The sequence below is a fragment of the Streptomyces sp. NPDC059853 genome, assembly GCF_042731495.1.
Taxonomy (GTDB): Bacteria; Actinomycetota; Actinomycetes; order Streptomycetales; family Streptomycetaceae; genus Streptomyces.
The window spans coordinates 1-23,143 of record NZ_JBHWJL010000023.1; the positions used below are offsets into that span (position 1 = coordinate 1).

Genomic DNA, 23,143 nt, shown 5'->3' on the forward strand with positions numbered 1-23,143 from the left:
AGGTGCTCACGCCGCCCGCCCGCGCCGCCAGCCCCGGAACCGTGGCGCGGGCGGCGCGCGTTACGCCGCCCGGCTCAACGCGCCGCGCACATGCCCCAGTTCGTTCGGCAGGACGGCGATCAGCATCGCGCCCTCGGCCGACTCGCACTCCACGATCCGCGCCCCGCCGTTGAACTTCATCGCCTCGCGCAGCGAAGGCGACCGCATCCCCACCTGCCGCAGTCCCGCCGGAAGGGAGAGCGCCGCACCGGCCCGGGCGCCCCCCTTCCACTCGACCGTGGCCGGGCCGATCAGCAGCCGCCCGCGCAGCCACCGCCCCGGGCGCCCTGGATGCATGAGCAGACACGGCACCCGGATCACATCCCCCTCAGCGGCGGCCTCAGCACGCCGCGCCACCACACGGCGGAAGCACCAGGCTGTCAGCGCTGCCGCGAGCAAGGCACTCACGCTTCCGATCACGGGCACATCCCACCACGGTCCGGCCCGCACGCCCACCCCCCCCGGCCCGGACGGCCCCCCGCGCCGCGCGGGCACCGGCACCGCCCGCCCGGCGTACCCCGCTCCCCGGCCCGGGGCCGGAGCCTGCCGCCGCCGGGCCCGGACCCGCCACAGCACCACCCCCGCCACGGCCGCGCACCCCGCGATCAGCGGCACCCCCAGCGCCACTGCCCGCCGGACCGACACCGCCGCCGCATACCCCGCACCCACCTCGGCCCCCGCCCACACCACCGCCGCCACCACGCTGTACGGCGCCACCCGCCGGAACGGCACCCCCGTGGCACCCGCCAGATGCGGCACCAGCGTCCGCACCACCGGCACGAACCGCCCCCCGAACACCGCCCGCCCGCCGTGCCGCCCCATCAACGCCACCGCCCGCCGCCACGCGGCCTCCGGCACCCGCCGCCCCAGCCGGCCCCCGCGCAGCCGCCCGCCCAGCACCCGCCCCACCCGGTGCCCGGACAGATCCCCGGCCACCACCGCACCCGCCGCCACCGCCACGACCACCGGCCCGCTCAACTGCCCCGCCCGCGCCAGCGCCCCCGCCGTCAGCAGCACCGTCAGCGTCGGCACGAACGCCCCCACCAGCAGCACCGACTCGGCCCACACCACCGCCGCCACCACCCCGTACGCCATCCACGGCGACCACGGGCCCAGCTCCTGCGCCACCGCCCCGTTCACCGCCGCAGATGCCAGACGCCCGCCGGGGGCAGGTTCGCCCACACCCGCCACCGGGCCACGCCGTACCGCCGCTGATACCCGGCCATCACCTCCTCCACCGCCGCGTGCCGCCGCGCCTCCGCCCGCGACGCCAGCAGCGAACGGGCCGCACCCGTTCCCAGATAGGCGAAGTACGACAGCGTCCCGCCCGGCCGCAGCAACTCCAGGTAGCGCGCCATGATCCGCTCCACCTGCAGCGGCGCGAAGTTGGTCAGCGGCAGCCCCGAGACGATCACGTCGTACCGCCGCCCCGCTCCGAACTCCTCCACCAGCCCCCGGTGCACCGCCACCCGCCCCGCCCGGCCGCCCGGCCCCGCCCGGTACGCGGCGGCCAGCCGGTCCAGGCCCGCCGCGAACCGGGCGTTCGCCTCCACGATGTCCAGCTCACCGTCCCCCGGCAGCCGCGCCAGCAGCACCCGCGTCACCGCGCCTGTACCGGCACCCGCCTCCAGCACCGACAGCGGACGCGGCCCCCGCGCCGCCCGTACCGGCTCCGTCAGCACCCGCGCCAGCGCCCGCCCGCTGGGCGCCACCGCACCCGTCGTCCGCAGATCACGGGCGGCCTCCCGCAGAAACGTCCAGCCCCCGGCGCGGCGGCCGGGCAGCAGGGGGGACGGGGGAGGGGAAAGGACCACATCGTTCATGACGGCGACGCTAGAAACCCGCCGCGCGGCACGGATCCGACCACGGGCCACCGCCTCCGCCGACGAAAGTGGGGGGTGCGCATGGCGGATCGTCGGACAGGCCGCCCTCCGCCGCTGCCTACGATGTCCGCACACGACACCGCCGCAACGGGCAGCGCCGGGGCTGCTCATGGCCGGGACGGGCGCCGGACGGCCGGACGAACGGATGGCCGGACGACCGGACGGACGGGCCGGACCGCGCGGCCGGGACGGACGGCGAGCGGGTCCGCCCCCGCCCGGCTCCCTGCCCCGCCGCCTCGTCCGCCCCCCGCGCTCCCCGACCGCCACCACCACGACCCCCGACGGAACGGAACGGCCCGCCCATGATCCGCGTCATGATCGTCGACGACGACGCCCTCGTCCGCATGGGCCTGGCCGACCTCCTCGAAAGCGCACCCGACATCGAGATAGCCGCCCAGGCCGCCGACGGCCTCCAGGCCATCGAACGCGCCACCGCCCACCACATCGACGTCGCCCTCGTCGATGTCCGCATGCCCCGCATGGACGGCATCACCGCCATCCCCCGGCTCCGCTCCCTGCCCCACCCCCCGAAGGTGATCACCCTCACCACCTTCGACCTGGACGAACACGTCTACGACGCCCTCGCGGCCGGCGCCGACGGCTTCCTCCTCAAGGACACCGAGCCCAACGACATCCTGCGCGCCGTCCGCGTCGTCGCCGCCGGCTCCGCCATGCTCCACCCCACCGCCGCCCGCCGCCTCATCGACCGCTACCACGCCACCTCGCAGCGCGGCAGCACCCGCGCCCAGGCGCGCATCGACCGGCTCACGCCCCGCGAACGCGATGTCCTCGCCCTGCTCGCCCAGGGCGAGACCAACGCCGACATCGCCACCCGCCTCACCATGCGCGAAAGCACCGTCAAAGCGCATGTCAGCCGCATCCTGGCCGCCCTGGAGGTCAGCAACCGCGTCCAGGCCGCGCTGCTGGCCCGCGACGCCGGCCTCACCGCCTGACCGGCCACCGCTCCGCCCCACCGCCCGGCGTACCGGCCCGGCCGGCCCGGAACCCCGGATACCCGGGCCGGCCGACCGACCGACCGACCGCTGAGCCGTCCAGGCACCACCGGAGACCAGCGCGTCCCCCGTGGCGCACCCCGCCCGCGACCTCCGACCGCGACATCCGACCACACGGCACCACCGCGCCCTTGACCCCGGGCCTGCCCGAGCGCCCCCGGCCGTGGCCGTCGTCATCCACCGGGGCGCGGAGGTGCGCCGGCCATCACCGTGCCCTCCGCCCCGCCCGACGGCAGCCGCTGGGTGATCCGGTCGAACAGTTCCGTCAGCGGTTCGCCGATGTCCCGGCCGAACTCGGTCAGTCCGTAGGTGACCTGCGGCGGTGTCGTCGGCTCCACCTCCCGCCAGACCAGGCCGTCCTGCACAAGCGCGCGCAAGGTCTGGGCGAGCATCTTCTCGCTGATTCCCCGGATGCTCTTGCGCAGCTCGTGGAACCGGAGGCTGTTGTTCCGCAAGGCGATCAGCACCCAGACGCCCCACCTGCTGGTCACATGGTCGACCACGGCCCGCGCGGGGCAGTCGGTGTGAAACACGTCATACCGATCCCTGGGGTCGCCCGTGCTCTCCGGCGCGGATTCGCTGTTCCTGCTGCTGTCCGGCGACCTGCACGCCATCGGAGCCAACCCCGCCGGCATCATCGGCGAAGCCGTGGCCGGCGGGGTCCGCCGTGTCGTCCTGCTCTCCACCCTGGGCGTGGTCACCAGGCCCTTCGGCACCACACGCGTCGCGATGCGCGAACTGGAGGACACCCTGCGGAAGTCCGGCCTGGAGTGGGCCATCCTGCGCCCGGGGGGCTTCGCCTCCAACGCCCTGTGGTGGGCGGGGGGGCTTCGCCTCCAACGCCCTGTGGTGGGCGGAGTCCGTCCGCACCCAGCGGGTCGTCACCGCCCCCTTCGGAGACATCGGGGTGCCGGTCGTCGACCCGGCGGACATCGCCGATGTCGCGGCGGCCTGCCTGCTGGACGACCGGCACACCGGCAACGCGTACGAGCTGACCGGCCCCGAGGTGATCACCCCGCGCGGACAGACGGACGCCATCGCCGCCGCGATCGGCTCACCCGTGAGCTTCCACGAGCTCACCCGCGACGAGGCCAAGGCCGGCATGACCCGGACCATGCCGGCCGAACTCGCCGACGACACACTGGACATCCTCGGCAACCCCAGCCCCGCCGAAGTGCGTGTCAGCCCCGACGTGCGGCAGGTGCTGGGCCGCGCGCCGCGCTCCTTCGCCGACTGGGCCGCCCGCCATGCCGCCGCGTTCCGCTGAGACCGGTCGCCGGTGCCGACCGGCCGATGCCATCGGGCCGGCCCGCACCGCCCCCGGTCCGCCGCCGATCTCGCCGGGGGCCTGCGGCTCGGACATGTCGGAGTGCATCGCGAAGATGTCCGGATACGCCTGGAAGTTGACCGATTTCCTTACGCGACGCGAGCGCGCCGGGAAGCCGGAGAACGGACGCCGACGATGGCCATGCGTGTTCTCCAGCGACGGTGCCCGGCGGGGCGAACACCCGCATATTCACCCGCGTTTCGGCAGGTGAGACGGTGCGGGACTGCCCCGTGGTTCCGCCCCGGACGCCTTACTCGACGACGCGCACGGCTGACACGACCGTGGTGAAGTTGCGCAGCAACTCGCCGTCCGCCGTGAAGACCAGCTCCGTGTGACCGGGCGAGAAGTCGAGGCCGCGCTGGTGGGAGAGGAAGTCCGTCACCTGCGCGCACAGCGTCTCCGCGTCCACCTCCTCGCCGTCGCTGAGCACCGTGATGAAGTACGGGGCACCGGAGTTGTCCAGGGTGACGTGGATGCGGGCCACCTTCTGCGCCGCGTCGTCACCCGGGTACAGCGACCGGTACTCCTCGGCGGTCGCCTGCGCACGCTCCCGCATCAGGGACGCCACGGTCGGCCCCTGCTCCTGGTCACGTCCGGTGCGGTAGCCGAGGACGGCGGCGAGGGCGACGAGGCTGACCATGATCAGCACGCCGACCCCGCCGAACATCGGCCTCAGTCGCTGGTGCGCGTTACGGATGCGGTGAAGTGCGACCATGAGTCCGGACTTACGGTGAGGATGGGGCCAGCGGGATTCTTGGAGTCGCGGATGTGCACGGCCGTGCCGGGGCAACGGGCCACTTCGACGCAGTCGCCGCCCTCGCCGCCGCTGTGCGTGGACTTCCGCCAGTCGAAGGCCACTTCGAGGCAGGCGCCGCCGTTGTCACCGCTGTGGCTGGACTTTCTCCAGTCGAAGGCCACTTCGAGGCAAGCTCCGCCCTCAGTGTTGCTGTAGCTGCTCTTGAACCAGTTCAGCGTGCTTGTCATGACTCTCCTAGCTGGTCCAACAGGCGCTTGCTCTCCTCCGGGTTGAGAGCCTGTGACCGCAGCATTGCATATTTCCGCGACAGGATGCTCACCTCGTAGGGGTCGTGGAATAGTTGACCGCCACGCTGAGTCTCGGTGTAGCCCAAGTGTTGGTGTTCGGGCGTCTCCAACAGGATGAACGGACCATCGAGCCCCGCATGATGTACCCGGCCGAGCGGCATGATCTGGATGGCTACTCCGGGGAGGTCGGCGCACTCGCGCTGATGGCGTAGCAAGTCGCGGTAGACCCCCTCGCCGCCGATCCGGTCCCTCAGCACCGCCTCCGAGATGATGAAGCTGCCGTACAGGGGGTCCTTCTCCCGGTGCAGAACCCCCTGTCGCTGCAACCGAGCGGCTACCTTGGCCTCGATCTCGCCTTCGGTCAGCGTGGGGAGCGCGTTCTGGAAGATTGCGCGTGCGTAGCCCTCGGTTTGGAGTAGGCCGGGGATGATCTGGTTCTCGTACCAGGACAGGGAGACCGCTTCCTGTTCGTGAGCGACGTACTCGACAACGTAGATGGGAACCTTGCCTCCTCCGGCAGGTTGTCCACCATCACCCACAACACCCCCTTGCTCTCCAGGACATCGTCCAGCCGCTCCGCCATGTGCGGCAGCAGCGGCCGGCGGCCCTGTTCGATGGAGGCGATGGTCTCCGGCGCGACGCACGCACGCTCGGCCAGTTCGGGTTGGGACAGTCCGGCTTGGGACCGCAGACGGCCTACTACCGCTCCGACCGTATTCATGGTGGTCTTGTTCTTCTTGCGGTTGTTGTTCCTCGGGGCCATACGGTGTCAACTCCCCATCCCGCTCCGTACGTGACCGAAAACCGTCCGTACGCCGGGGCCGTACGGAGTCACTCACTGTCGGACACTACGCACAGATCGCCACCTTTGGGGGTGTGAGCGAGGACTTTCATCAGATCTGTGTACGTGAGCGCTTCTACAAACGCGACAAGCGCAACGTATGTGCGGCTCGTCGGTTCGTCCGAAAAGCATTGGTCGACTGGAAGGTCACCCAGCGGACCGATGATGTGCTGCTGTGCGCCAGCGAGTTGGTGACGAACGCGATCCTGCACGGGGTGCCTCCGGGACGCGGCTTCTACCTCTACCTCTGGCTCACCGCCGACGCCGTGCTCCGCCTCGAAGTGCACGACAGTGGCGGCGGGCACCCCCGGCTGCGGGACCCGGGCACGGACGAGGCGGGCGGGCGCGGGTTGTGGCTGGTGGAGGCCATGTCCGATTGCTGGGGTGTGGGGGCGCGTGATCCGGGAAAGGTGGTGTGGTGCGAGTTCGTTCTCGACCCGGACACCCTCGGGGACCGGCTCGGCCCGCCGCCGGGATGGCGGATGGGAGGCGGGAACCCCATGCTGTAGCGCTTCGGGGACACCCGGCCCCGTTCCGCCGGAAAAAGTGGCGGTCGGACGGCTCCGCGAGGCCCCGTCACGGGGCGCGGCGGGGTGCTGGGCGCCCGGTCGGGTGCGGGTCCAAGGGCCGGGTCCGGGCGAGGTGGCGCAGGGCGTCAGCGGCGCCTACAAAAGCCCGAACTATGCCCGCTGACCTGCGGTTTTGTGCCCCCCACACCTAAACTTTCCCCTATGGAATCAACCGCAAGCACCCCCGCCGCCGACGGGCGCGCGGTACGTGACACCGAGGGGCTGTTCCGGCTGCTGGACGACCTCTTCGAGGTCCGCGCCGGTGACTGGTGGGACCGGTTCTACGCCGACCGCGACCGGGGCACCCCGTTCTTCGTCGCCAAGCCCGACGAGAACCTGGCCGCCCTCACCGGCCCGGACGGGCCGATCGCCCCCGGCCGCGCGCTCGACATCGGCTGCGGGCCCGGCCGCAACGCCCTGCATCTCGCCGCGCTCGGCCACCAGGTGGACGCCGTCGATCTGTCGGCCACCGCGCTCGCCTGGGCCGCCGAACGCGCCGACGCCGCCGGGCCCGCCGTCCGGAGCCGCATCCGGCTGCACCACGGCGATGTCTTCACCCTCCCCCTCGACGGACCGTACGACCTCATCTACGACTCCGGCTGCTTCCACCACCTCGCGCCCCACCGCCGCATCAGCTACCTCGACCTCCTCGACCGCCACCTCGCACCCGGCGGCTGGTTCGGCCTCAGCTGCTTCGCCGCGGGCGAGGACGGCATGGGCACCGAACGGCCCGACGCCGCGCTCTACCGCGACCGCACCCTGCACGGCGGCGTCGCCTACACCCCCGACCAGCTGCGGCACATCTTCACCGGCCTGCCGCTCACCGAGACCGACCTGCGCCGCATGCGCGACGAGCCCGCCGACGCCCCGTACTTCGGCGCCTCGTTCCTGTGGACGGCGCTGTTCCGCCGCCCCGCCACGACCGGCTGATCACCACCCCCGGCACCCCTCTCCTGATCGGTGCCCCCGTGGTCGGCGCGGGCATCTCACTGCTCCCGCACGCCGGGTCCGGCCGCCGGTAGCGCCACCCGGGTCCGTTCGACGCGTCACGGGATCACGGATGTACGGCACACGGCACATGGCCCGCGGTTCCGCCGTGGCGGCGAGCGCTGCCGCCGGGGGAACGGAGGCGGGGCGCGGTCGTGGGGTCCGTCAGCGCGGTTCCGCCGGGCGGGCGCCTCGCAGGAACTGTGTCACCGCGGTGTCCACGAGTCCTTCGAGGCGGCCCGGCTCGATCATGCCGCTGTTGGCCATGGACGTGATCCCCAGGACGGTGGCGTAGATGACGAGTCCGATCTCCTCCGGGTCGCCGCCCTCCAGTTCGCCGCGCGCCTGGCCCTCTTCGATCAGGTCGCTGATCTGCCCGAACGCGGCCGCGGCGGCCTCGGCGACCGCGGTGGCCCCCGGGCGGTGCTTGCTGGAGTTCATCAGCCCGGTCAGCGCGGCGTTCTCGGTCGCGAACCGGACGTAGGCCGACGCGAACGCGTGCAGGCGAGCGGGCAGGTCGTCCTCGTCCTCGATCTCCTCCACCGCGGCCCGCAGCCGCGCGCCCAGACGGACGAAGCCCGACTCGGCGAGGGCGTCGAGCAGCGCGCGGCGGTCCGCGAAGTGCCGGCGGGGCGCCGCGTGACTCACGCCGATGTCTCGTGCCAGGTCCCGCAGGGAGAGCTTGTCGATCCCGTGCGCCCTCAGGCTGCGTTCCGCCGCGTTGAGGAGCTCCGTACGGAGATTCCCGTGGTGGTAGGGCCGCTGCTCGGTGCTGTCAGGCATGCGGTCAGCCTACTCAGCGCAGTGTTTACATTGACAACAATGTTGCCACTGGCTACTCTCGGGGCATGCCCAGATTCTCCCCCGCCGACCTTCCCGACCTGACCGGCCGCACCGCCGTCGTCACCGGCGCGAACAGCGGTATCGGCCTCATCACCGCTCGCCATCTCGCCGAGCGCGGTGCGCGGGTGGTCCTGGCCGTACGCGACCCGGAGAAAGGGGAAAGGGCGGCGGCGACCATGGCGGGCGCGGCCGAGGTCCACACCCTCGACCTCGCCGACCTCTCCTCCGTACGGGCGTTCGCCCACGGCCTCCCCGGCCCCGTCGATCTGCTGGTCAACAACGCCGGCCTCTCCCTGGGGCCGCTCGCCCGGACCGCGGACGGATTCGAGAGGCAGTTCGGGACCAACCACCTGGGCCACTTCGCCCTGACGAACCTGCTCCTTCCCCGCATCAGGGGGCGGGTCGTGACAGTGGCCTCGCTCGGGCACCGCATCGGCTCCCTGGACTTCTCCGACCTCCAGTGGGAGCGCAGGCCCTACCGGCCCAACGCCGCCTATACGCAGTCCAAGCTGGCCAACCTCCTGTTCTCCGCCGAACTCCAGCGCAGGCTCACCCGCGCGGGATCACCCGTCACCTCGATGGCCGCGCACCCCGGCATCTCCTCGACGAACCTCATGCGAGCGGAGAAGAAGCCCTCTCTCGGTTTCCGCGTCGAGAAGTTCCTCATCGGGCTCGTCGCCCACAGCGCCGAGAAGGGCGCCCTGCCCACGCTGTACGCCGCCACCGCGGACCTTCCCGGCGACAGCTATGTCGGCCCCGACCGGCTGTGGGGCATGCGCGGTGCGCCGGCGCCGGCCGGCCGGGCCGCCCGCGCGCGAGACGCCTCGGCGGCACGACGGCTGTGGGAGGTCTCCGAGGAACTGACCGGCACCCGCTTCCCCCTCGACGCGTCAGCGCCCTCCGCCTCGTGAAAGGACCCGGCCCCATGCTCCGCCCACGGAAAGCCCCGCCGCACAACCGTCGTCAGCCGGACGAACTCGTCGTCGTCTCCGGCGCCTCGACGGGCATCGGAGCCGCGACGGCGCGGGCCCTCGCCGCGATGGGCTACCACGTCCTCGCCGGGGTACGCACCGACAGCGAGGCGGACGCCGTCCGGACCGACGGCATCGAACCGGTCACCCTGGACATCACCGTTCCGGAACACATCGAAGCCCTGGCCCGGCGGATCGCCGACGACCCCGCACAGCGCGCCCTGCGCGTCCTGGTCAACAACGCGGGCATCGAGATCAACGCCCCCGTCGAGGTGCTCCCCCTGTCCCTGTGGCGCGAGCAGTTCGAAGTGAACCTCTTCGGGCACATCGCCGTCACCCAGAGACTCCTGCCCCACCTGCGGCGCAGCCGGGGCAGAATCGTCACCATCAGTTCCGTGGGCGGAGTGGCCGCGCTGCCCGTCTTCGGGGCGTACGCGGGAACCAAGTTCGCCCTCGAAGCGGCCAGCGACTCCCTGCGACGCGAGGTCTCGGCGCACGGCGTGCAGGTGGTCGTCGTGCAGCCCGGCGGCGTCCGGACCGAGATGGCCGCCCGCAGCGGCGACATCTCCCTCGAACTCGCCGCCGGGATGAGCGCCGAGCACCAGCGTCTCTACAGCGGCCTCATCAACGCGACGGTCTCCTCGAACACGGCCTTCCTCCAACGCGCCATGCCGGCGGCGAAAGCGGGAGCCAAGATCGCCAGGGTGGCGACCACACGCCGCCCGCGCACCCGGTACACCCTCGGCACGGACGCCGCCTTCATCATCCCCCTCGCCCGCCTCCTGCCGGCCCGGCTGATGGACGGCATCCTCGCGATGAGCCACCGGTCCCGGAACCCCGCACACACGCCCGCACCCGCACCCGCACCCGAGTCCACAGGGAGCCCTTCATGACCACGCTCGCCGACCGCATCGACCTGATCGAGCTGATGGGCCGCTACGCCGACATCGCCGACCTCAAGGACTTCACCCGCCTCCCCTCCCTCGTCTACGCCGACGAGGTGACCCTCGACTTCTCCTCGGTCATCGGCCTGCCGCCCATGACCGTGCCGCTCGACGCGTACGTCCACGTGCTGGACCGGGCCTTCGCCCCCTTCTCCGCCACCCACCACACCGTCACCGGACACGTCGTCGAGATCGACGGCGACCGCGCGACCCTCCATGCGCACGTCCGCGCCGAACACTGGGTGCCCGGCGAGCGGGCAGACGGCGGGCCGGACCGCTGGCTGGTCGTCGGCTTCTACGACAACGAAGCGGTCCGGACACCGGACGGCTGGCGCCTCAGCAGCGTCAAGCTCACCGCCACGCACCAGGAGAACGCCCACCTGGCGGGGGAGCTGCCCTCGGCCGCCGTATCTCCCGGCGGCTGAGTCCGACCCGCCACCGGCGGCCCCGCTCCGGCGGCCGGCGGGGAAGCGACGGCCCGATCCCGGCCCGCCGCACACCGGCCCGGAACCGGCTTGACCCTCACGCTGCGTGAGGCTGAAGAGTGGCGGCCATGAGCGACTACTACAACGCGTTCGAGATCAGCCCCGTCCCCGCCCCCGGCCCGGACGCCGTGCCGCCGGAGCCGTTCCGCGGCATCTACGGCATGCCCGCCTTCGTCACGATCCCGACCACCGACCTCGCGGAGTCCGTGGACTTCTGGACCCGCGGCCTCGGATTCTTCGAACTGTTCACCATCCCCGGCACGCTGGTGCACCTGCGCCGATGGGCGTTCCAGGACGTCCTCCTCGTCGCGGCGACGGACGTTCCGGAGCAAGCACCGGCCATCGGCGTCAGCTTCGCCTGCGTCCTCGGCCAGCTCGACGGACTGGTGGACGCCTGCCGCGCGGTGCGGCCGAACTCCGTGACCGGCCCGCGCGACACGCCCTGGAACACCCGCGACGTGGAGGTGATCACCCCGGAGAAGGCCCGCATCGTCCTCACCGCGGCCAAGCCCTTCGACCCGGACAGTCAGGAAGCGCGGAATCTCGAAGCCATCGGGATCACCGCACCCGCCGCGGGAGAGGGCGACAATGTGGACCGTGCCCGACGCGACTGACGCCCCAGACACCCAGGACGCCGACGGCCTGACGGTCGGCCAGGTCGCGGCGCGCCTGGGCGTCACCGTCCGCGCCCTGCACCACTGGGACGAGATCGGCCTCGCCCGGCCGTCGCTGCGCACGGCGGCCGGGTACCGGCTCTACACCGCGGGCGACGTGGAACGCCTGCACCGCATCGTCGTCTACCGCGAGACCGGACTCGGCCTGGAACGCATCCGGGCCGTCCTGGACGACACGGCCGAGGACGCCACCGCCGCGCTGCGCGCGCAGCGCGCCCGGGTCGACGAACAGATCGCCCGCCTGGAACGGCTCGGCACCGGCCTCGACCGCATGATCGACGCCCACGAACGCGGCCTGCTGCTCACCGCCGCCCAGCAGGCCGAGATCTTCGGCCCCGACTGGAACCCGCGCTGGCCGGCCGAAGCCCGCGCCCGCTACGGGGACACCACCCAGTGGCGGCAGTTCGCTGAACGCTCGGCCGCGCGCGGCCCCGAGGAGTGGCAGGCGATCGCCGACGCCGTGGCCGCCCTCGACCGGGCGCTCGCGGCGGCGATGGACGCCGGGGTCGACCCGGGCAGCCCGGAAGCCCACCGGCTCGTCGACCACCACCGCGAGGTCTTCTCCGCGTACTTCCCCCTCACCCGCGCGATGCAGGTCTGCCTCGGCCGCCTGTACGAGAGCGACCCGGGCTACCGGGCCCACTACGACGGCGTCCGCCCCGGCCTGGCCACCTGGTTCCGCCGCTGCGTCGACGCCGCCGCCCGCGCCCACGGCATCGACCCCGACACCGCCACCTGGGAATGACCCCCGGGCCGGGCCCGGTCCGGCGACCGCACGAGACCCGGCCCGGCCCGGCCCGGGCGTCGCGCCGGAAGAGCCTCTTCCGAGCGGTGCCCGCTGCCGGAGTCAGGGGCGGGCGCCGGCCGCGCGGCGCGCCGGCCGCGGCGTGAGGCGGGGCGGGGCATGCCCCGCTACCTCGGAGGCCGCCGACCGCAGGAGTTCGATCACAGCGCTTCCCGGATAGTCGTGGAAATCGGGGTACGCGAGACGGTGGTAGCAGGACCAGTAGCTCACCACCCGCCGCTGCGTGCGGTCGAAGAAGGCCGGATTGTCCGCGAGGAACCGGCCGTACACGAGGCGGCCGGGGTGACCGGGCCCGGTGACAACCCGGAGCGCGCGGTCGAGGTCGCGCAGGATCTCCACGCCGTACTCACCGGCCAGCTGGACCACATACGGAACGACCCACGGGTCGGTGGCACCGGCGATCACCCGCAGGTGGCGCTGTCTGACCCTCCCGTCGCAGTGCCGTGAGTACAGGCAGTGCAGCAGCCGCCGTCGGCGCGCGGAGAGCGGTGCCGACGCGGCGGCCGTCGGCTCGTCGTTGTACAGGCGCCCGGGAATCGAGAGCCGGTCCCCCTGGACGACGACCGGGAACGGCCCGGCGGGTCCGTGGCGTGGCGCGGGCATCACCGCCGCGACTGCCGCGACGTCCGCCGCCAGGGCGGTGGGAAACGCCGCGGCGCACGAACGCCGCCATTCCTCGGCCATGGCCGTCCCGGCGGAGGCGGCCGCACGCCGGACGGTCGGCTGGGGGATCTCCACAGCACCGCATGCTCGCAAAACCCGTGGCCCGGCCGCACCCGGCTTTTCCGAGCCGCCCCGCCCGGGCCGGAACCCCGGTCCGGCCCGGGCGTCGCGTCAGTTCTCCTCGCACCGCTCCAGGTCCCGCAGCGTCGGGGCGTCCCGGGGCTCGCCGCCCAGCAGGTCCATCAGCTCGGCCCGGTAGATCTCCTGCCAGCTCCCGTCCGTCACCGCGTCCCGGATCACCTCGCACACCGCGTCGCGCAGCGCGTCCTCGCCGGGCTGGAGTCCCACCCCGTACCGCTCCGTGGTGAACGAGCGCGGCAGCATCTCCAGAGCGTCCGGGTGCTGGGCCCGGAACCCGGCCAGGATCAGGTCGTCCGTCATCACCGCGTCGAACCCGCCCTCCAGCAGCAACTGGACGCACGCGTCGTAGTCCGAGCGCGTCAGCACCGTGAACTTCCCCGGCCAGCCCGCCTCCAGCACCCCCACCGACGTCGAGTTGTCGCCGGTGCACACCTGCGTGCCGTTCGGCAGATCCGCCGGGCCCGAGGCGCCCTCGTACGCCCCCGCGCGCATCAGCATCGTCTGGCCGGTGATGAAGTACGGGCCCGCGAACGTCACCCCGCGCTCCCGGCGTTTGTCCGTCATGCTGTACGTCGCCACCACCAGATCCAGCTGCCGCTGCTCCAGCAGATCCTCCCGGTTGACGCTGGACACCTCCACGAACCGCACCTGGGACTCCGGGTCGAAGCCCAGCGCCGCGGCGATCAGCCGCGCGAACTCGATGTCGAAACCGTGCCACTCGCCGTCCACCAGCTCGCTCAGCCCCGGCTGTTCCGACTTCACCCCGATCCGCAGCAGGCCCCGCGCCTGCGCGGACGCGATCGTCGTCGAGTGCCGGGCCAGATCCCCGCGCCCGTCCCCGCCCGGCCCCCACAGCAGCCAGCCGCCGCCCGCCAGCAGCGCCAGCACCAGCGCGATCGCCGCGCCCACCCGCCCCCGGCGGCGGCGCGGCGGCGGGCCGCCCCCCGCGTGCGGGGGCCGCGGAGGCTGCGGAGGCGGCGGGGGGACCGGCGGCACCGGCGGCTCCTCGCGGGCGATCCGGCGCAGCGCCTCCTCCGCCTCCTGCGCCGGTATCCGGTGCCGGGGCACCTTGCGCAGCAGCCCCTCGATCACCGGCGCCAGCGGCCCGGCGTACCGCATCGGCGGGGTGGGGGAGTTGAGCGCCGCCTGCTGGATCTCCAGCGCGTCGAGACCGGTGAACGGCGCCCGGCCCTCCACCATCTCGTACAGCGTCACCCCCAGCGACCACAGATCGGAGGCCGTACTCGCCGTCCTGGCCGGGGCGGGGGAGAAGTGGCCCAGCTCAGGGGCCAGATAGCGCGGGGTGCCCACGATCGAGTGCGACCGGGTCACCTGTGCCGCGCCCTCGAACGTGGCGATGCCGAAGTCCATCAGCAGCGCCTTGCCGTTGCCGCGGAAGAGGATGTTGTGCGGCTTCACGTCGCGGTGCAGTACCCCGGCCGCGTGCACGGCGCGCAGCCCGCGCAGCACCTGGAGCGCGATCCGGGCCGCCCGGGGCACCGGCAGCCGGCCCTCCTCGCGCAGGACGTCGGCGAGTGAGCGGGCGTCGAGGAGTTCCATGACGATCCACACCTCGCCCTCGGCGGCCGTGCCGTCCGTGCCCGCCGGCTCCGCCGCGCCCTCGATGATGTCGTGGACGGCGATGACGTTGGGGTGGCCGATGCGGGCGATGGCCTGCGCCTCGCGCCGGGCCCGGCTGACCAGTTCGGCCTGGGTGGCCGGATCCACCCCGTCGCGCAGCAGCACCCCCTTGACGGCGACCTGGCGGCTGAGCCGGGTGTCCCTCGCCTCCCACACCACCCCCATGCCGCCGCGCCCCAGCTGCCGCCGCAGCTGGTAGCGGCCGGCGATCACCGGGTACGGGCCGGGCGGCGGCATGGGCTGGGTGACGGTGACGGGTGTCTCGCCGGGCTCCCGGGCGGTGCCGGACAGCTTGTACGTGCCGGGCTCCGGCGCCGCGCCGGGCAGCCGGTACGTATCGGGGTCGCCGTCGGGGCCGGGCTCGCGGACGGTGCCGGAGGCCGTGGGTTCCCGCCCCGCCGTGCTCCCGGTGTGCTCCGCGCGGTCCCCGTGGTCCGCGTGATCCATGGGGCCCGGGCGGTCCTCGCGGTCCCGGCGCAGCCGTCTGGTGTCCTCGGCGTCCCCGCGTTCCTCCCCCGTTTCCTTCCCGTGCATAACCCCCCACTCAACGAACGGTCGGTCCTGATCGTCAGGTTAGACACTGATGCGCAAAACATCAGGCCCTCTTCCGGCTTCACCTCGCCGGGACGCGTAAAGTTCCCGGCCATGACCGGAGACAGCGGCGCGGCGACCGTTTCGGCGGCCTATACGGAGATCAGCGACCGGTATGTGGAGCTTGTGCGGGAGGTGTTCCCCCGGCAGCCGCTCGAACTGGGACTGCTGGGCGCCTTCGCCGAACTCGTGCGCGGCACCGGCCCCGTCGCCGACATCGGCTGCGGCCCCGGCCATGTGACGGCACACCTGGACGAACTGGGCGTGGAGACGTTCGGCATCGACCTGACGCCCCGCATGATCGAGCTGGCCCGCGCCGCGTACCCCGGGCTGCGGTTCACGACCGGCAGCATGCTGGACCTGCGGCTGCCGGACCGCTCGGTGGCCGGGGTGCTGGGCTGGTACTCGCTGATCCATCTGCCGCCCGAGCGGGTGCCGGTGGCGCTGGCCGAGTTCCACCGGGTGCTGGTGCCGGGCGGCCGGCTGCTGCTGGGGTTCCAGACGATCCCGGACGGCACCGGCGGGGAGCCGGTGCCGTTCGACCACAAGGTGACGCCGGGCTGGCTGTGGCCGCTGGAGACCATGGCGGACGCCCTCGTCCGGGCCGGGTTCACCCTCAGCACCCGGGTGCGGCGGGCGCCCGAGCCGGACGAGCGGCGGCACCAGGGCTATCTGCTGGCCGTCAGCGCAGACCGAACAGCTCCCGGCACTCCTCGCTGAGCCCTTCGACCGTCACCGGCACCGTGCGGTGCGCCTCCCAGGCGTCGCGGTCGATCCGCAGCCGGCGCAGGGTGCGCCGCCGGCCCTGGACGGAGAGCGTGGCCACGCCGTCGTCGCGGTAGCCGAGCTTGCGGGAGACGCCCAGCGAGCGCGGGTTGTCGGTCATGGCGGCGGAGGTCATGGAGCGGGCGCCCAGCTCGGCGAACGCCAGGTGCAGCGCCGCCGCCCGCATCTCGGTGCCCAGGCCGCGGCCCTGGTGGGCCAGGCCCAGCCAGGAGCCGGTCTCGGCCTCCCGGGTCACCGGGTAGTCGCTGGTGATGAGGTCCTGGCGGCCGATGACGCGGCCCTCGTGCCGTACCGCGAGGCTGAGCGTCCAGGCGGACGGCTGCCAGGTCGCGATGGTGCCCAGCAGGTGCTGGAAGGTGCCGCGGGCGCGCTCGCGCGGGGCGGTGTCGGACCAGGGCACCGAGAACGGCATGAACCCGTCCTCGTGGAGACCGCCCGCCGCCACCCCGGCGAGTTCGGCGAGCCGGTCCAGGTCGGGCACCGACAGCTCCAGCCGGGGGGTGGTCAGGCGCAGACCGTACAGCGGCCAGGTGTGGCGTGCGTTCATGACCGGATCCTGCCGGACGGGCCCGGTCCCGTCGAACGCTTTTGCCCGCCTGTCTGCTCCGCCCGCGCCCGTCGACCTGCCCGCCTGCCCGCCTGCCCGCCCCCGGCCCGCCCGGGCCGTACCGTCGTCCGGCCCGGGGCGGGCCCCGGGCCGGACCCGGGAGGTCACAGCGGGCGGCACCTGCGCGGGGCGGGCCGGCCGCCGTGCCGGATGGCGTGGCCCGCGTCGATGCCGTACGCCATGTCCGCGCCGAGCCGCCGCAGCCGGTGCCAGCCGGACCGGATCCGTGTCCAGGTGCGCATGAGGAACCTCCGCTTCCGCGTTAAGGTGTAAAGGAAAGCTACAGCCGTTACCGTAGCAGGGCGGAGTAAGGCATGAAAGTCTCGTTTTCAGATTACGCGTGGGGGGCGGGTCTCGCCACCGACCTCGTCAACACCTCACCCCTGGTCTGGAAGTCCGCCGGCGAGATGCTGACCGGCCCCGACGACCTCACCGCGTTCCTCGACGAGCACGGTCTGCCCGGCGCCACCCCCACCGACACCGACCTCCGCCAGGTCCACCGGCTCCGCGACGACCTGCGCACCGTCCTCGAAGCCGGCACCGAGGACGAGACCGCCGCCGGGGCCAACGCCCTCATCGCCCGCGGCACCACCGCCCCCGTCCTCGAACGCGACAGCGAGCACCGGTGGCAGTGGTACCTCACCACCCCCACCGGCGCCCCGCTCACCACCCAGCTCGCCGTCGCCACCGGCACCGGCCTCCTCGGCACCCTGCGCACCCTCGGCCACGCCCGGTTCCGGCCCTGCGCCTCACCCACCTGCGACGGCGTGTTCGTCGACACCAGCCGCGCCGGCCGCCGCCGCTACTGCATGCCCGAACTGTGCGGCAACCGCGTCAACGTCGCCCGGCACCGCGCCCGCCGGCAGACCGGCACCGGCTCAGCCGCCCGCCACCGGTGAGAACGGCGGCGTCGTCCGCTCCGCCCCCGCCGGACGCCCCGTCCAGCGGTACTTCTCCGCGAACCCCTCCTGCCGGACCACCCCGTCCGGGCCCACCACCCGCACACTGTCCGCCACGTAGTACGTCCCGTCGCCCAGCGCCTCGAACCCGTACTGCCCGTGGAAGTCGAAGCCGTCGCTCACCTTCAGCAGCTTCCCCCGCTCCCGCTCCGGCTGCCCCACGATCTCCCCGGTCACCGGGCGGGCCGAGCCGTCGACCACGAAGAACGAGTAGTTCGGGAAGCCCGGCTTCGCCCCCTCGTACACCGCGAGGAACCAGTCCCCGGTGTACGGGTCGTACTCCAGGTTCTGCACCCCGAACCGGGTGTTCCCCGTGTACGCGAAGAACTTGCCGTCCACCCGGGACGGACCGCTGTGGTGCGGTGCCGTCTGCGACAGCGGACGCTCGTACCGCCGCCAGCCCGTGACGTCGTACTCCAGGATCACCTGGTGGTCGTTGTCCGTCCGCTCCGTGTTGGAGTAGATCCCGTACGCCACCTTCAGCGTGTCCTTGCCCTGCCCGGCGCGCTTGCCGAACGCCGGACCGAACGCCACCCCGTCGATGCCGCTGCACCCGTACCGGTGGTCCGCCGTGTCGGGCGTGTCCCCGTCGAAGTGGCCGTCCCCGTCCATGTCGGCGGTGAAGTCCTCCACCACCTCCGGCAGATAGACGGTGGTCATCACCCCGTCCCGCTCGGCGTTCATCCCCACCCGGTCGATCCGGTCCCCGTCGAAGACGGCGATGTAGAACGCCTCTTCCGCCTTGTACTCCAGCGACCCGTAGACCCGGCCGTCGCGCGGGTTCAGGTCCAGATCGCCCAGATGGCCCGTCAGCCCCTCGACGGTGCCGATGACCTTCCCCCGCAGATCGGTCTTCACCAGCATCTGGGTGAAGGACCAGTACATGTACCCCTTCCCGCGGTCCAGCGCCACACCCTGGAGATGGGACGTGGGCCAGGCCCCGCCGTGCAGTGTGTCGGGCAGCGCGGGCAGCGGCGGCTTGCCCGGGGCGTGCCCGGACGCGCCGGGCGTGACAGGTGCGACGGGTGCGGCCACCGCGGGCGCGGAGGCGAGCAGCAGACCGGACAGAGCGGCAAGGACGGCGAGCTGACGCTTCATGGGAGCCTCCTCGGACACGTTGTACCGCGACATCCCGATCCTGGGGAGCGGGGATGAACGCGGCGCGCCGCACGGACAGCCCCCGGCGACACCCGGGTGAACACCGGGCGGCCGTCCGTGCCGTGCCCCGGCGGGCCTCAGCCTCCGGCGGCCACCGCCGCGCGCAGCGCGGCCAGTTCGGCGTACATCACCTCACCGGGGCAGTCGGTCTCCAGCCAGTCCCGGTGGCCGCTGATCTCCGCCACCTCCACCTCGGTGCCGTTCACCGGATTGACGTAGGTGACATCGGCCAGCGGGTCCCGGCCGTGCAGCCGGAACACCGCGCGCACCAGCTGGGTGAGCGCCGCGCGCGCCGCCTCGGTCGGGCCCTGCTCCGTCAGATCCCCCAGCAGCGCGATGCCGAGGTTCCCGGAGTTGAAGCCGCCCACGTGGAAGGCGGTCACCATGTTGCCGTCCTCGTCGTGCGCGGGCAGCCCGCCCTCGCCCGAGTACCGGCCCTCGTAGATCCGGCCCGCCTCGTCGATGAGGAAGTGGTAGCCGATGTCGCCCCAGTCGTTGGTGATCGCGTGGAACTCGTAGATCCCGCGCACCGTCGCCGCCGGGTCCGGGTCGTCGTTCGGCGTCACCGTGTGGTGCACCGTCAGCGTCTGGAACGGATAGAACTCGGTCGGCGTGTTCTCGGTGCCGTCCGGCAGGAAACGCAGCGACTCGTCCGCGCCCCACGCGGCACGGGACAGGTACTCCACGCCGCGCACCCGCGTCGGGTCCTTCGGCACCGGGATCTCCCGGCGCGGCCCGCGCGAGGTGTCCAGTGCCACCGATATCAGCGAGGTCGCCCCGTCCGGCGCCCTCAGCTCGTAGCCGCTCGCCTGCCGGGCCGCCACCAGCAGCCGCCCGCCGTTGCTGTCCGAGCAGCCGCCGCCGCTCAGCGGCTGCCAGTCCGTACCGGCGTCCCCGGCGTCCCCGCCGTCCCCGGTGCCGGTCAGCCGGATGCCGCCGCCGGCCGCGCTGCGCGCACCGGCCCAGGCGACGCCGACGAAGCCGATCGGGAAGTCGGTGCGCACCGCCTCCTCGCCGGTCGCCGCCACGCTGCGGGTGCGCGGGAAGGACCGCGGCGTGGTGCCGGCCGGGGCGGCGTCACCGGAACCGCCGTCGGAGCCCTGGCCGGAGCCGTCGCCGTCGCCGGAGCCACCGGTCGCCGCGATGACGGCCGGGGTGAGCGCGGCACCGGCCGCCACCGCGCCCGCGGTACCGAACAGGGCGCGCCGGGTCACCCGCGAAGAACGCCGGTGGGGTGTGGGGGGAACAGTCATGAAGGGTCCTTACGCCTTGCGTACGTGCGGAGTTCACACTTCAACCATCCATAGCAGACCGCGCCCGCCGCGCCGCTCACCGGGGGCCGGGGCGGGTGGTGAGTGCACGGTTGCCTCCGCGTCATCTGTGGCCACAGCGGTGAAACGCCGCCCGCCTACGCTTCCCGGCACGGCACCACCCCCGAGCCACCCCCGCACGCCCGACCCACCCCCGCACACACCGCACACACCGCACCATGGAGGCGCCATGACAGGCCCAGCACCGGCAGCACGAGCGCGGACCGCCTCCGGGCGCTGGATCGAGGAATGGGACCCGGAGGACGAACGGTTCTGGGCGGAGAAAGGCGAACGCATAGCCCGCCGCAACCTCGCCTTCTCCATCCTCTCCGAGCACATCGGCTTCTCCATCTGGACCCTGTGGTCGGTCCTCGTGCTCTTCATGGGCCCGGAGTACGGCATCGACGCGGCCGGCAAGTTCTTCCTCGTCTCCGTCGCCACCCTGGTCGGCGCGATCGCCCGCGTCCCCTACACCTTCGCCGTCGCCCGCTTCGGCGGCCGCAACTGGACGGTCGTCTCCGCCGCCCTGCTGCTCCTGCCCACCGCCGCCGCCTGGGTGGTGATGGAACCCGGCACCTCGTACACCACGTTCCTGCTGGTCGCCGTCCTCACCGGCGTCGGCGGCGGCAACTTCGCCTCCTCCATGACCAACATCAACTCCTTCTTCCCGCTGCGGAAGAAGGGCTGGGCCCTCGGCCTCAACGCGGGCGGCGGCAACATCGGCGTCCCCGTCATCCAGCTCGCCGGGCTCCTCGTCATCGCCACCGCCGGAGACGGCAGCCCGCGCGTCCTGCTCGCCGTCTACGCGCCGCTCATCGTGGTGGCCGCCGTCCTCGCCTGGCGCTACATGGACAACCTGGTGACCGTCACCAACGACACCGGCGCCGCCGTCGAATCGGTGCGCGACGGCCACACCTGGATCATGTCGTTCCTGTACATCGGCACCTTCGGCTCGTTCATCGGCTACAGCTTCGCGTTCGGGCTCGTGCTCCAGAACCAGTTCGACCGCACCCCGCTCCAGGCCGCCTCCATCACCTTCCTCGGCCCGCTGCTCGGCTCGCTCATCCGCCCGGTCGGCGGCGCCCTCGCCGACCGGTACGGCGGCGCCCGCATCACCCTGTACACCTTCCTCGGCATGGCCGCCGCCACCGGCGTGGTGATCCTCGCCTCCCAGCGCGCCTCCCTGCCGGTGTTCCTCGTCGGCTTCATCGCCCTGTTCGTCCTCACCGGACTCGGCAACGGCTCGACGTACAAGATGATCCCGGGCATCTACCACGCCAAGGCCCAGGCGCTCGGCCTGCGCGGCGAAGAGGCGGCGGCCTACGGGCGCCGGCTGTCCGGCGCGGCCATCGGGCTCATCGGCGCCGTCGGCGCGCTGGGCGGACTCGGCATCAACCTCGCCTTCCGCCAGTCCTTCCTCACCTCGGGCACCGGCACCGCCGCGTTCGTCACCTTCCTCGCCTTCTACGTCCTGTGCTGCCTCGTCACCTGGGCCGTATACCTGCGCGGCACCCGCACCGGGACGGGCAGCGGCGCCGGCACCGGCGAGACGAGCGGCGCATCCGCCGGGCAGCGGCAGCAGCCCGCGTATGCCGGAGTGTGAGGCAGAACCCCGGCGTAACACCCGGGAAACATGACGGGAGCGGTCCTGTCACCCGCCGTTGACAGGCTCGTGTGACAGGCTCGAACCCCCGCCCCTTGGGAAGCACCAGATGCAGCCAGACCCCCAGCCGATCGACCCCCTGGCCGGATTCACGGTCGGAGTCACCGCCGCCCGCCGGGCCGAGGAACTGATCGCCCTGCTGCGCCGGCGCGGCGCCGAGGTGGTGCACGCGCCGGCGCTGCGGATCGTCCCGCTCTCCGACGACGACGAACTGCTGCACGCCACCCGCGCACTGACCCACGACCCGCCGGACGTCGTGATCGCCACCACCGCCATCGGCTTCCGCGGCTGGGTGGAGGCCGCCGACGGCTGGGGCATCGGCCAGGACCTGCTCACCACCCTCGGCCGCGCCGAACTCCTCGCCCGCGGCCCCAAGGTACGCGGCGCCATCCGCGCCGCCGGACTCACCGAACAGTGGTCGCCCGCCTCCGAATCCATGGCCGAGGTCCTGGCCCGCCTGCTGGACGGCGGCGTCGACGGCCGCCGCATCGCGCTCCAGCTGCACGGCGAACCGCTGCCCGGCTTCATCGAGGCACTGACCGAGGCGGGCGCCCGCGTGGTGGAGGTACCCGTCTACCGCTGGATGCCGCCGCAGGACCTCGGCCCGGTCGACCGGCTGATCGAGGTGACCCTGGCCGGCGGCCTGGACGCGCTTACCTTCACCAGCGCCCCCGCGGCGGCCTCCCTGCTGCGCCGGGCGGAAGAACGCGGCCTGGCCGAACCCCTGCTGGCCGCCCTGCGCCGCGATGTCCTGGCCGCCTGCGTCGGCCCGGTCACCGCACTCCCGCTCGAAGCACGGGACATCCCCGTACGGCACCCCGAACGCTTCCGGCTCGGCCCGCTCGTCCAACTGCTGTGCACCGAACTCCCCGGCCGCGCCCGCACCCTGCCGGTGGCCGGGCGGCGCCTGGAGGTACGCGGCCACGCGGCCGTCGTCGACGGCACGCTGCGCCCGGTCCCGCCGGCCGGCATGGCCCTGCTGCGCGCCCTCGCCCGGCGCCCCGGCTGGGTGGTCCCCCGCGGCGAACTGCTGCGCACCCTGCCCGGCGCGGGCCGCGACGAACACGCGGTGGAGACGGCGATGGCCCGCCTGCGCACGGCACTCGGCGCCCCGACGATCATCCAGACGGTGGTCAAACGCGGCTACCGCCTGGCCCTCGACCCGACCACGGGGGAGGGCGGCAAGTACGCGCCCTGAC

General features: G+C 73.1%; 25 protein-coding genes and 2 pseudogenes. 13 read left to right on the plus strand and 14 right to left on the minus strand.

Translation table 11 applies throughout. From position 1 onward, the window contains the following. Positions 1-60: 60 nt before the first annotated feature. Together ACFV5N_RS04500 and ACFV5N_RS04505 are read right to left on the minus strand one after the other, a co-directional pair. On the minus strand, positions 61-1,179 hold the full coding sequence (locus ACFV5N_RS04500; protein WP_385593938.1) for a DedA family protein: 1,119 nt from the start codon (positions 1,177-1,179) through the stop codon (positions 61-63). Beyond that, positions 1,176-1,862: a class I SAM-dependent methyltransferase gene (locus ACFV5N_RS04505; protein ID WP_259453454.1), complete on the minus strand. Its 687-nt coding sequence runs from the start codon at positions 1,860-1,862 to the stop codon at positions 1,176-1,178. The genes ACFV5N_RS04500 and ACFV5N_RS04505 overlap by 4 nt, the downstream gene beginning before the upstream one ends. 362 nt (positions 1,863-2,224) lie before the next feature. Between ACFV5N_RS04505 and ACFV5N_RS04510 the strand changes: the two genes are divergently transcribed. Beyond that, positions 2,225-2,875, plus strand: a complete 651-nt coding sequence (locus ACFV5N_RS04510; RefSeq protein WP_019433154.1) for a response regulator transcription factor — start codon at positions 2,225-2,227, stop codon at positions 2,873-2,875. 233 nt (positions 2,876-3,108) lie between these two features. Here the strand turns inward: ACFV5N_RS04510 and ACFV5N_RS04515 are convergent, their stop codons facing one another. Continuing rightward, positions 3,109-3,468: a winged helix-turn-helix transcriptional regulator gene (locus tag ACFV5N_RS04515; protein WP_385593941.1), complete on the minus strand. Its 360-nt coding sequence runs from the start codon at positions 3,466-3,468 to the stop codon at positions 3,109-3,111. Between the two features lie 22 nt (positions 3,469-3,490). Here ACFV5N_RS04515 and ACFV5N_RS04520 point away from each other — a divergent pair. Further along, positions 3,491-4,202, plus strand: a pseudogene (locus ACFV5N_RS04520) (NAD(P)H-binding protein); the annotation flags it as partial. Between the two features lie 310 nt (positions 4,203-4,512). On the opposite strand, the gene ACFV5N_RS04525 reads toward ACFV5N_RS04520, so the two are convergent. The 4 genes and pseudogenes from ACFV5N_RS04525 to ACFV5N_RS04540 form a co-directional block, all read right to left on the minus strand. Beyond that, a complete protein-coding gene (locus ACFV5N_RS04525) occupies positions 4,513-4,929 on the minus strand; it encodes a hypothetical protein (protein ID WP_259453455.1) in 417 nt (138 codons plus the stop codon). Between the two features lie 5 nt (positions 4,930-4,934). Continuing rightward, on the minus strand, positions 4,935-5,246 hold the full coding sequence (locus tag ACFV5N_RS04530; RefSeq protein ID WP_385593944.1) for a DUF397 domain-containing protein: 312 nt from the start codon (positions 5,244-5,246) through the stop codon (positions 4,935-4,937). Next, on the minus strand, positions 5,243-5,845 hold the full coding sequence (locus ACFV5N_RS04535; protein WP_385593947.1) for a DUF5753 domain-containing protein: 603 nt from the start codon (positions 5,843-5,845) through the stop codon (positions 5,243-5,245). Before ACFV5N_RS04535 ends, ACFV5N_RS04530 begins: the two co-directional genes overlap by 4 nt. 65 nt (positions 5,846-5,910) lie before the next feature. Further along, positions 5,911-6,069: pseudogene (locus tag ACFV5N_RS04540) on the minus strand (helix-turn-helix domain-containing protein); the annotation flags it as partial. A 113-nt stretch (positions 6,070-6,182) separates the two neighbouring features. Between ACFV5N_RS04540 and ACFV5N_RS04545 the strand changes: the two are divergent. Together ACFV5N_RS04545 and ACFV5N_RS04550 are read left to right on the plus strand one after the other, a co-directional pair. Beyond that, positions 6,183-6,656, plus strand: coding sequence for an ATP-binding protein (locus ACFV5N_RS04545; protein ID WP_259453458.1), 474 nt, complete (start codon positions 6,183-6,185; stop codon positions 6,654-6,656). Positions 6,657-6,878: 222 nt separating this feature from the next. Then, the gene (locus ACFV5N_RS04550; protein ID WP_385593951.1) at positions 6,879-7,646 is read left to right on the plus strand and encodes a class I SAM-dependent methyltransferase; all 768 of its coding nucleotides are present in this window, start codon (positions 6,879-6,881) and stop codon (positions 7,644-7,646) included. 222 nt (positions 7,647-7,868) lie between these two features. Here the strand turns inward: ACFV5N_RS04550 and ACFV5N_RS04555 are convergent, their stop codons facing one another. After that, positions 7,869-8,486: a TetR/AcrR family transcriptional regulator gene (locus ACFV5N_RS04555; protein WP_259453460.1), complete on the minus strand. Its 618-nt coding sequence runs from the start codon at positions 8,484-8,486 to the stop codon at positions 7,869-7,871. Between the two features lie 65 nt (positions 8,487-8,551). Here ACFV5N_RS04555 and ACFV5N_RS04560 point away from each other — a divergent pair, with 65 nt between their 5' ends. The 5 genes from ACFV5N_RS04560 (at position 8,552) to ACFV5N_RS04580 (ending at position 12,365) form a co-directional block, all read left to right on the plus strand. Further along, a complete protein-coding gene (locus tag ACFV5N_RS04560) occupies positions 8,552-9,457 on the plus strand; it encodes an oxidoreductase (RefSeq protein WP_385593955.1) in 906 nt (301 codons plus the stop codon). A gap of 14 nt (positions 9,458-9,471) precedes the next feature. Beyond that, positions 9,472-10,410: an SDR family NAD(P)-dependent oxidoreductase gene (locus ACFV5N_RS04565; protein ID WP_385593958.1), complete on the plus strand. Its 939-nt coding sequence runs from the start codon at positions 9,472-9,474 to the stop codon at positions 10,408-10,410. After that, complete coding sequence (locus ACFV5N_RS04570) at positions 10,407-10,886, plus strand: nuclear transport factor 2 family protein (protein ID WP_385593961.1); 480 nt, start codon at positions 10,407-10,409, stop codon at positions 10,884-10,886. The genes ACFV5N_RS04565 and ACFV5N_RS04570 overlap by 4 nt, the downstream gene beginning before the upstream one ends. A 128-nt stretch (positions 10,887-11,014) precedes the next feature. After that, complete coding sequence (locus ACFV5N_RS04575; protein ID WP_385593964.1) at positions 11,015-11,560, plus strand: VOC family protein; 546 nt, start codon at positions 11,015-11,017, stop codon at positions 11,558-11,560. Next, positions 11,535-12,365, plus strand: coding sequence for a MerR family transcriptional regulator (locus ACFV5N_RS04580; protein ID WP_385593967.1), 831 nt, complete (start codon positions 11,535-11,537; stop codon positions 12,363-12,365). Before ACFV5N_RS04575 ends, ACFV5N_RS04580 begins: the two co-directional genes overlap by 26 nt. Positions 12,366-12,467: 102 nt before the next feature. Here the strand turns inward: ACFV5N_RS04580 and ACFV5N_RS04585 are convergent, their stop codons facing one another. Both ACFV5N_RS04585 and ACFV5N_RS04590 read right to left on the minus strand, forming a co-directional pair. After that, positions 12,468-13,109: a hypothetical protein gene (locus ACFV5N_RS04585; protein ID WP_385594012.1), complete on the minus strand. Its 642-nt coding sequence runs from the start codon at positions 13,107-13,109 to the stop codon at positions 12,468-12,470. 150 nt (positions 13,110-13,259) lie between these two features. Next, on the minus strand, positions 13,260-15,404 hold the full coding sequence (locus ACFV5N_RS04590) for a bifunctional serine/threonine-protein kinase/glutamate ABC transporter substrate-binding protein (protein WP_176128637.1): 2,145 nt from the start codon (positions 15,402-15,404) through the stop codon (positions 13,260-13,262). 111 nt (positions 15,405-15,515) lie between these two features. Here ACFV5N_RS04590 and ACFV5N_RS04595 point away from each other — a divergent pair, with 111 nt between their 5' ends. Continuing rightward, entirely contained in the window at positions 15,516-16,181 is a 666-nt protein-coding gene (locus ACFV5N_RS04595) for a class I SAM-dependent methyltransferase (protein WP_176128638.1), read from the plus strand. On the opposite strand, the gene ACFV5N_RS04600 is transcribed toward ACFV5N_RS04595, so the two are convergent. Beyond that, positions 16,144-16,794, minus strand: a complete 651-nt coding sequence (locus ACFV5N_RS04600; protein WP_176128639.1) for a GNAT family N-acetyltransferase — start codon at positions 16,792-16,794, stop codon at positions 16,144-16,146. The genes ACFV5N_RS04595 and ACFV5N_RS04600 overlap by 38 nt on opposite strands. Before the next feature lie 164 nt (positions 16,795-16,958). Beyond that, on the minus strand, positions 16,959-17,096 hold the full coding sequence (locus ACFV5N_RS04605) for a hypothetical protein (RefSeq protein ID WP_019433169.1): 138 nt from the start codon (positions 17,094-17,096) through the stop codon (positions 16,959-16,961). Between the two features lie 72 nt (positions 17,097-17,168). On the opposite strand from ACFV5N_RS04605, the gene ACFV5N_RS04610 reads away from it, so the two are divergent. Then, positions 17,169-17,753 carry a CGNR zinc finger domain-containing protein gene (locus ACFV5N_RS04610; RefSeq protein WP_019433170.1) on the plus strand — a complete coding sequence of 195 codons (585 nt, stop codon included), beginning with the start codon at positions 17,169-17,171 and terminating at the stop codon, positions 17,751-17,753. Here ACFV5N_RS04610 and ACFV5N_RS04615 read toward each other — a convergent pair. After that, complete coding sequence (locus ACFV5N_RS04615; RefSeq protein ID WP_385593972.1) at positions 17,733-18,911, minus strand: hypothetical protein; 1,179 nt, start codon at positions 18,909-18,911, stop codon at positions 17,733-17,735. The genes ACFV5N_RS04610 and ACFV5N_RS04615 overlap by 21 nt on opposite strands. A gap of 137 nt (positions 18,912-19,048) precedes the next feature. Further along, positions 19,049-20,224 carry a peptidoglycan recognition family protein gene (locus tag ACFV5N_RS04620; protein ID WP_385593975.1) on the minus strand — a complete coding sequence of 392 codons (1,176 nt, stop codon included), beginning with the start codon at positions 20,222-20,224 and terminating at the stop codon, positions 19,049-19,051. A gap of 247 nt (positions 20,225-20,471) precedes the next feature. On the opposite strand from ACFV5N_RS04620, the gene ACFV5N_RS04625 reads away from it, so the two are divergent. Together ACFV5N_RS04625 and ACFV5N_RS04630 are read left to right on the plus strand one after the other, a co-directional pair. Further along, positions 20,472-21,884 (plus strand): nitrate/nitrite transporter, encoded by a 1,413-nt coding sequence (locus tag ACFV5N_RS04625; protein WP_385593978.1) that lies wholly within the window; start codon positions 20,472-20,474, stop codon positions 21,882-21,884. A 109-nt stretch (positions 21,885-21,993) separates the two neighbouring features. Beyond that, entirely contained in the window at positions 21,994-23,142 is a 1,149-nt protein-coding gene (locus tag ACFV5N_RS04630) for a uroporphyrinogen-III synthase (RefSeq protein ID WP_385593980.1), read from the plus strand. The last annotated feature ends 1 nt before the right edge of the window (position 23,143 follow it).